General features: G+C 37.2%; 9 protein-coding genes. 5 read left to right on the plus strand and 4 right to left on the minus strand.

The genetic code is table 11. The features are described 5' to 3' along the window. Positions 1-29 precede the first annotated feature (29 nt). Together I4641_RS07780 and I4641_RS07785 are read left to right on the plus strand one after the other, a co-directional pair. Entirely contained in the window at positions 30-791 is a 762-nt protein-coding gene (locus I4641_RS07780) for a phytanoyl-CoA dioxygenase family protein (RefSeq protein ID WP_229639915.1), read from the plus strand. 272 nt (positions 792-1,063) lie between these two features. Further along, the gene (locus I4641_RS07785; protein WP_229639916.1) at positions 1,064-1,834 is read left to right on the plus strand and encodes a hypothetical protein; all 771 of its coding nucleotides are present in this window, start codon (positions 1,064-1,066) and stop codon (positions 1,832-1,834) included. Positions 1,835-1,867: 33 nt separating this feature from the next. On the opposite strand, the gene I4641_RS07790 is transcribed toward I4641_RS07785, so the two are convergent. Then, positions 1,868-2,206 carry a thioredoxin family protein gene (locus tag I4641_RS07790; protein WP_229639917.1) on the minus strand — a complete coding sequence of 113 codons (339 nt, stop codon included), beginning with the start codon at positions 2,204-2,206 and terminating at the stop codon, positions 1,868-1,870. Positions 2,207-2,339: 133 nt separating this feature from the next. Beyond that, entirely contained in the window at positions 2,340-3,068 is a 729-nt protein-coding gene (locus I4641_RS07795; RefSeq protein ID WP_229639918.1) for an NnrU family protein, read from the minus strand. A 182-nt stretch (positions 3,069-3,250) separates the two neighbouring features. Between I4641_RS07795 and I4641_RS07800 the strand changes: the two genes are divergently transcribed. Together I4641_RS07800 and I4641_RS07805 are read left to right on the plus strand one after the other, a co-directional pair. Next, positions 3,251-4,225, plus strand: coding sequence for a LysR family transcriptional regulator (locus tag I4641_RS07800; protein WP_229639919.1), 975 nt, complete (start codon positions 3,251-3,253; stop codon positions 4,223-4,225). A 91-nt stretch (positions 4,226-4,316) separates the two neighbouring features. Further along, entirely contained in the window at positions 4,317-5,690 is a 1,374-nt protein-coding gene (locus tag I4641_RS07805) for a serine/threonine-protein kinase (RefSeq protein WP_229639920.1), read from the plus strand. Positions 5,691-5,722: 32 nt separating this feature from the next. Here I4641_RS07805 and I4641_RS07810 read toward each other — a convergent pair whose 3' ends face one another. Both I4641_RS07810 and pirA read right to left on the minus strand, forming a co-directional pair. Continuing rightward, complete coding sequence (locus I4641_RS07810; RefSeq protein ID WP_229639921.1) at positions 5,723-6,829, minus strand: glycosyltransferase family 4 protein; 1,107 nt, start codon at positions 6,827-6,829, stop codon at positions 5,723-5,725. A gap of 100 nt (positions 6,830-6,929) precedes the next feature. Beyond that, entirely contained in the window at positions 6,930-7,088 is a 159-nt protein-coding gene (gene pirA / locus I4641_RS07815) for an arginine synthesis PII-interacting regulator PirA (protein ID WP_439655333.1), read from the minus strand. Positions 7,089-7,265: 177 nt separating this feature from the next. On the opposite strand from pirA, the gene I4641_RS07820 reads away from it, so the two are divergent. Then, entirely contained in the window at positions 7,266-7,745 is a 480-nt protein-coding gene (locus tag I4641_RS07820; protein ID WP_229639923.1) for a DUF2656 domain-containing protein, read from the plus strand. The last annotated feature ends 133 nt before the right edge of the window (positions 7,746-7,878 follow it).

Genomic DNA, 7,878 nt, shown 5'->3' on the forward strand with positions numbered 1-7,878 from the left:
ACATAGATAATAAGTAATCAGTAGCAAAAGTGAATCTAGCCGAATTAACCAGGGAAATTATTGAAGGGAAGGGTTATATTATATTGCCCGATTTATTGAGTCTTAAGCAAGCAAATAAAGCCAGGGAATTGATTCTCAAATTTGCCCAGCAAGATCGAGAAGACGGTAAATTAGTAATTCAAGGAGCAAAAGAAAGACTATACGGCTTAATCTATAAAGATAAGATTTTTGCCAAATTAGTCCAAGATAAATTAATTCTGGCAATTACTGAAGCAATTTTGGGTGAAGATCTGATTTTGGGTGGTTTTTCTGCCCATATTCTTCATCCTGGATCGACGAGAATGGGTATTCATGTAGACTATCCTTACTGGGCAATGTCATCTCCTTTTCCCAAATACCCCATTTTAGAAATACAGGTAATTTGGATGCTGGACGATTTTACTGCCAATAATGGCGCGCCTCTATTTGCTTCTGGGACGCAAAATTTAGCTACCACTCCAGATCTAGCTAAATTTGAACAAAACGCCGAAAAGATCACGGGGACAGCAGGTTCGGCTATTATCTCTCACGGACTATGTTGGCACGATACCTCCGTTAATAACAGCGATCGCTCTAGAATATCTTTATTGGGAAACTATACCCCTCAATATATTCATCCTCTAGAAAATAATTTATTTGATTTTAATTCAGCAGCGATCGAAAATTCTACTCCTCAACTAAAAAAACTACTGCGCCATACTTGGATGTCGAAAAATAATCAAATATATGGCATGAAATTTAAGAATAATTGATTTTCCAAAAGATAAATCGATCAATTATGTTCGTTCTAAGTATTTTTAAGCAATCTAAATAAAGTTTCGATAAATCTTAAAACCAAAAACAGCTTGAATAATTGCTCGATAAAATCTTGAGTTCAAAACAGATCAAGGTTTTAGCTAGTCAATTAAAGTAAAAATATCAAATTAGTATTTAATGGCAAGAAAAAAACTCAATGATAATATAAGTGTAATCTCCTAAGAGAAAATACTGAACACTATTGTTATTTTGCCGATTAATTGCTGATATGCCTTTCTTCCAATTGAGGAAAATTACTCAAGTTTTATCTAACCTTGCACCTTTTATTTGTTTGGCAGGAATTGTCTTTTTACAAAGCCAAGAATATAAAAAATCAGCCCAACAACTAAACTACGACAACTACGTAGAACGAGAAAGACAACAAGCAAAAGAAATTGACCTCCTCCAGCAAAGTCCTCATCTTGGTTTTGATAATTTAGTTGCAGATTGGTCGTATCTAAATTTTGTGCAGTATTTTGGCGATGCCCATGCTAGAGAAACTATTGGCTATCAATTAGTACCCGAATATTTTGCAACTATAACTAACATCGATCCTCGCTTTACTCAGGCTCATCTACGACTTTCCATTGCTAATTCTATGTATGCAGGAAATGCCGAAAAAACTGTTGCTTTAATGGAAAAAGTTTTGGCAACGGTAGATCCAGAATCGCCACAATCTGCATTACTTTGGACTTCTAAAGGGTTAGATGAATTGTTGTTTTTGGGTAATAAAAAAGCAGCCATTAATTCTTATAAAATAGCAGCACAATGGGCAAACTTAACTCAAAGCGATCGCCCTGATGGTTTGACTATTAAAGATTTAGAACAGGCGTTAACCTCTACTAGTGAAATCGATCTCAAACAAGCTCAAATAAGAGCTTGGTCGAGTGTTTTGGTTCATATTAGAGACAATCAAAAAAAACAAGAAATTATTAGAAAAATAACTAATCTAAAATCAGAAATAGCAATTTTAGAACAATCGGGATCGAGGGGTCTCTAATTTAAAATAAAAATACTTAAAAAATAAATAAGACTAAGAAAGAGATAAATTCTTATTCATCAGTCTTTTTAACGCCATTTCTAAGCGATCGCGACTGTTAAAATTATCGAGCTTTTCTACCAGTTCGCCATCTTTAAAGAGCATAATAGTAGGCAAGTTTTTCAGACGATAGGCATTGGCTAATTTAAAATTTTCGTCAGCATTAATAGAAACTACTTTAATTTGTTTTTCGCTTTTTCCTTGCATGGTTTCAAGCATCGGGCTAATCAACCGACACAAGCCACACCAAGGAGTCCAAAAATGAACTAAAACTGGAAGAGAAGCCTGTAGTACTTCTGGCTTAAAATTGTTTTCATTAACTACAGATGACATAAATTTATTAACGTTTTTTAAAATGATTTGAGATACTTGGACATATGCTACATCTAATTGGGATCACTGGATCGTCAATTAAGGAACAAGGATCGAGAATCGAAGGAAAATATAGGCTAGTCTTGTTGGCACTTTACCAATAAACCCTGGAAGTTACTTGCATCAACCAAGGATGTCCCCACCAAAACAGCATTACAAAAGCAACTATCCCGACATAAGCAGGGCGTAAGAATTCTTGCCATTTGAGACTTTGACGACCATCAATTATTGCTAAAAAAGGTATGACAGAAGTACGGGCTTTCACTTTCTCGAAAGCTGCGCCATATCTTTTGTTCAAACGGCGATCGCCATGCCAGACGGCAAATAAATGATGAGCAATTAAACCCAAGGATGTCACTAATGTAAAACTCGTTCCCAACCATAGGGTATGGGCAATACACCAAATAACCTGTCCTACCATTTGAGGATGGCGAGTAATGCGAATAATACCCGTTTCAAATAAATATACTTGAGGCTTTTGGATCGCTGCAATTTCTAATAAGTTGAAGGTAGCGGGGTAAAGAAATATAAAGGAAATAAAGGACAAAATCCACACCGCAGATTTGATTCCTGGCACTCCTTGTACTTGCCATAACTGTATCCCATCGTAACGATGATTGAAAAAATAAATAATTAAAATGGTAGCAAAAGGAATACTAACAAGGGCAAATAATACCCGATAAAGTCTTGCACCTATCTTAGTTTCCCCCCAAGGGCGTAAAGCTGCTAGCCCGCTGTGGGCGATCGCAAAACCCAGCAACAAAGCCAAAATAATATAGTGACTATTATTGAGCCAACTAATATTGGTAACAGAGATATTCATATAGGTATTATTAATCGATTTCGATGTTAACAATAATTAAAAATTAATTCAGCAGCCCAATCGTGTTACTGTGCAAATAAAGAACACGAAAATTATTAAATATTAAGCACTATTAATAATACGTTTAAATAACCTTCCTATCGCTAACTTTTTTTTAGAAAACCGTTAATCAAACTTTTTTTATGTCTGATATTCCTTTTACCCTGGATCAACTCCGCATACTTAAGGCGATCTCCACTGAAGGAAGCTTTAAGCGGGCTGCTGACAGCCTTTATGTTTCTCAACCTGCTGTCAGTCTTCAAGTACAAAATTTAGAAAAGCAGTTAAATGTACCTTTATTTGATCGCGGTGGACGTAGGGCGCAATTGACTGAAGCGGGACATCTCTTACTTAGCTACGGAGAGAGAATTATCTCTTTATGTCAAGAAACCTGTCGGGCGATCGAAGATCTGCAAAATCTTCAAGGGGGTACATTAATTGTGGGTGCATCCCAAACGACGGGGACATATTTGATTCCGCGCATGATCGGTTTGTTTCGCGAAAAATATTCTGATGTTTCGGTACAGCTACAGGTGCATTCAACCCGTCGAACTTCTTGGGCGGTAGCCAACGGACAAGTAGACTTGGCAATCATTGGGGGAGAAGTTCCCACCGAACTACAGGAAACATTAAACATCATTCCTTATGCTGATGACGAATTAGCCCTGATTTTGCCTCCCAATCATATTTTGGCTCAAGAAGAGACAATTCATAAAGAAGATTTATACAAGCTCAATTTTATTACTTTAGATTCCCAATCGACAATCCGTAAGGTGATCGATAAAGTTTTGACTCGTTACGAAATTAATCCCAAGCGTCTCAAGATCGAAATGGAATTAAATTCTATTGAAGCGATTAAAAATGCCGTACAGTCTGGTTTGGGTGCAGCATTTGTTTCCACAACGGCGATCGAAAAAGAATTAGAAATGGGCGTATTGCATCAGGCAAAAATTCAGGATGTTAATATTGGTAGAACTTTGGCGGTGATTGTCAATCCCAGTCGCTATTGTTCCAAAGCAGCAGAGGCTTTTAGCCAAGAGATCTTACCCAAATTTTCGACGAGAAAAGAATTTGCCAATCTCGATACTTTATACAAAAGTGGTGTCGAAATTAAATAAACCAGAGACAATATAAAAATAACCTAAGTACAATAACCATATGAAACATAGAGTTTAGGGCTTTAAGCTTAAAGCTATTGATTGAGATTGTATGGAAATTATTTGTACTCGTCCTGGTTGTCCCAAACCCCGCAATTTTTTTGGCGATCTCGATGATGAAGCCAAGATTCGCACTGTAAGGCAGAAATTCTGTGTTAGCTGTGGTATGCCTTTATTATTGGCAGATCGCTATATCCCTTCCAAGTTACTCGGTCAAGGGGGCTTTGGGGCTGCATTCCTGGCTTGCGATCGCTATAAGCCCAAGATGCCTCTGTGTGTAGTCAAACAGTTTCAACCTTCAGGAGATTTAGACGATCGCGAATTAGCAGTAGCACAGAATTTATTTCAACGAGAAGCGGTAGTTTTAGAGGAATTAGGACACAAGCACCCCCAAATCCCGGATCTATATGCTTTTTTTACCCCTATAGTACGGAATGCTAAAGATACGGAAGACGAGCAGTATTTTTATCTAGCCCAAGAGTTTATTGACGGAGAAGATTTAGAAGAGGAATTAGCAGCAAAAGGTAAGTTTAGCGAAGCCGAAGTAGTGGAGATCCTCAAAGAAATTCTTAAGGTATTACAGTTTGTCCATGACAATAACACCATCCATCGAGACATCAAGCCTTCCAATATTATGCGAGACAAGCGGGGCATACTCTATTTATTAGATTTTGGTGCAGTCAAACAGGTAGCCATTGGGGGTGGTAATAATAAAAAATCTACGGGGGTATATTCAATGGGTTTTGCCCCTCCAGAACAAATGTCTGGTTCGCAAGTATATCCTTCCACTGATATTTACGCCCTAGCAGTTACCTGCATCACTTTATTGACGGGGAAACCCGCCGAAGAACTGTATGACTCCTTCAATCACAATTGGCAGTGGCGCGGTTTTGCACCCCAAACAAGCGATCGCTTGATGGATATTTTAGATAGAATGCTGTTATCAGCCCCCGCCCAACGATTTCAATCGGCAACGGATGCCCTGGCTGCATTAACCCCACCTCCTCCTGCTAAACCTGCCCAGGTTGTTCCACAAAAACCTTCTCCTCCTGCTACATTAATCAAACTTCCTAAAAATCCTTTTTCCTTGATAGAAGCGATTTCTGGTGCAGCTTTTACGGGTTTTGAGGGGGCTTTGTTATATATTGGTTTAACTAATCTGTTATCAGTTTCGGGAATCAGTTTGGGTATTTTAGGGATGGTTATGGGGGGAATTGTTTTTGCTCTATATCGTCGCGCAATTGAAAAAGTCGATTTAATTATCTTTGGGGGAATTACGGCGGGAATTGTGGCTTTTATTCCTGCATTACACGGTGCTTTGGTTATAAAATTCGTATTAATGATTGCTGCTATATCTGCTGCGGGGGCGATCGCAATTACGGCATTTTTTCGATTGGTATATCAGTTATTATCGCGTTTTTTATAGCAGCAATTCCACCATCAGGATTTTTAATTTATTTATACCGAAGTAAATATTTTTACTATACTTTCCGCTGTTTTCTCCCAACTAAACTGTTTTGCTCTTTCCCTACCTTTATTACTTAAATCCTGACGTAATTTATTATTAGTTAAAAGCTCATACATTCCTTGAATAATATCTTCTACATCATACGGATCGACATAAAAAATACTATCTCCCCCTACTTCAGGGATAGAAGTGCGATCGGAAGCTATAACGGGACATCCACAAGCCATTGCTTCTAGTATTGGTAGTCCAAAACCTTCGTAGAGAGAAGCAAAAACCAAACACTGCGCCATAGAATATAAACTGGGAAGATCGACAGCAGGTACATAGTCTAAAAAGATAATTCGCTCTTGGGCTGATAATCGATCGACTTGTTGTTGAAGTTTGGGATAAAAGAAATCATCTTTTTTACCCGTAATGACAAATTGATAGTCTTTCAAAGGTAATTTATCAAAAGCTATTAAACAGCGATCGAGGTTTTTATAAAATCTCATGTCACCTACATACAACAGATATTTATTCAGGTTATATTTGGCTAGAATTTCTAAATTTGGTTGGGGGAAAAATAAATCGCGGTCTAACCCGTTATAAACCACCTTAATTAACTCAGGATTGAGTTTATAGTTTTCAATTAAGTCTTTTTTGGTATGTTCGGAAATACTAATTATCTGTCGACATTGTTTGAGAATTAAAGGCAAAATATAGAGATAGTAATATTTCCATTTTGGACTTACTTCAGGATATTTTAAAGGAATGAGATCGTGAACTGTAACTATTTGAGGAACAGAAGGAAATAACATTCCTTCACTTGCAGGAGAAAAAAATAAATCCGTATTACTATTTTTCAACTGCCAATTTAAACTAGTTTGATACCACAGCAAACGTTTGATGTGTCCTAAAAAACCGCGATCGGGAGAGATGCTTTTATTTACAGAAATAATATTTTGGGGATATTGAGTTTTAAGAGAATTAGCATGGGAATAAAGAGTAAAATTCAATTCGCGATCGCAGTCAATTAATTCCCTAACTAAGTTATTGGTTACTACTCCCAAACCACTAGCTTGCTCTTGAATATATGCCCCGTTAATAGCAACTTTCATTATTGATTGGCGATACTTCCTACTAACTTTGACCAAATAAAAAGAGCTTGGCAATGCCAAACCCTAATTAAACATTACGATTAATGGTCGATGAATCAAATTATAAATGTAAATATTTAGCTTCTGCTTCTAGCTGCTTGACTAATTTGTCATTGCCATTGACTCTAGCAGCTTCTAAACGATTGTTCAAACTCTTACGCAGACTCTCACGATGGCTGAGACTAGCATTTTTAATTATTTCTTGGCGTTTTTTGTTCATCATGGACTGTTTATTATCTAAAATAGTGCATTTACTCAGGATATATACGATAACATTTCCAAAATTAAAAGAACCACTAAGTATAAAATCTTTAACATAACCCTGGTTTAGATAGTCATAGAGGTCGAGACTTTAGTATGTTTATAGACAGTCCTTAATAAAAATGTAATTGTTACTGTGAGCAATCAATCGACTGGGAGAATGCTACTTTCCCATAATTTCAATTTAACCAATAACGAGCTTCCAGCTCTAAACCGAGAAGAATTTGCCCAGATATTTATTGATGGATTGAAAGAACAAGAAAATGTTACTTGTAGTTATATAAAAAATCCTCACTGGGTAGTAGAAATTACTTTCCCTTCAGAGGAATTTGAGGCAAAAGCGATCGGTCAAATGTGTGGAGAGATTTTAACCGACAAAAGAAAGAAAGATCTAGGGGACTCCCAACTCACTACCGACACTTTAATACTAGGGGGTAAAAAAACTACCCCTGTGGCAAATATGCTACCAAATACTCTACAGCCAGGGGAATGGGGCGTAGATGTAGTCGAAACAGCCCAAGGTGATGCTTTCTTAGCCTCGATTAATTGGGAGATTTTAACCGAAGATAAACCTAGTGACGGTATTTTTAGAATCGATTTTCCTGCTCGATCTTGAGGGAAATGGAATTTTTAGCAGATACAAAATTGCGATCGCGGGCGCGTTTTTAAGGGAGTATTAAAGCCAGGATATAAATAAATAGAATCCCCAATAATTCTTATCCCACATCAGACAGCAAAACTTCACCAAC

It is taken from the genome of Waterburya agarophytonicola KI4, from assembly GCF_020640915.1.
GTDB classification, from domain to species: Bacteria; Cyanobacteriota; Cyanobacteriia; order Cyanobacteriales; family Xenococcaceae; genus Waterburya; species Waterburya agarophytonicola.

Coding starts and splice junctions, on each gene's coding strand:
- I4641_RS07785 (WP_229639916.1), top strand. CDS start 1,064: ATGCCTTTCTTCCAATTGAGGAAAATTACTCAAGTTTTATCTAACCTT.
- I4641_RS07790 (WP_229639917.1), bottom strand. CDS start 2,206: ATGTCATCTGTAGTTAATGAAAACAATTTTAAGCCAGAAGTACTACAG.
- I4641_RS07795 (WP_229639918.1), bottom strand. CDS start 3,068: ATGAATATCTCTGTTACCAATATTAGTTGGCTCAATAATAGTCACTAT.
- I4641_RS07800 (WP_229639919.1), top strand. CDS start 3,251: ATGTCTGATATTCCTTTTACCCTGGATCAACTCCGCATACTTAAGGCG.
- I4641_RS07805 (WP_229639920.1), top strand. CDS start 4,317: ATGGAAATTATTTGTACTCGTCCTGGTTGTCCCAAACCCCGCAATTTT.
- I4641_RS07810 (WP_229639921.1), bottom strand. CDS start 6,829: ATGAAAGTTGCTATTAACGGGGCATATATTCAAGAGCAAGCTAGTGGT.
- pirA (WP_439655333.1), bottom strand. CDS start 7,088: ATGAACAAAAAACGCCAAGAAATAATTAAAAATGCTAGTCTCAGCCAT.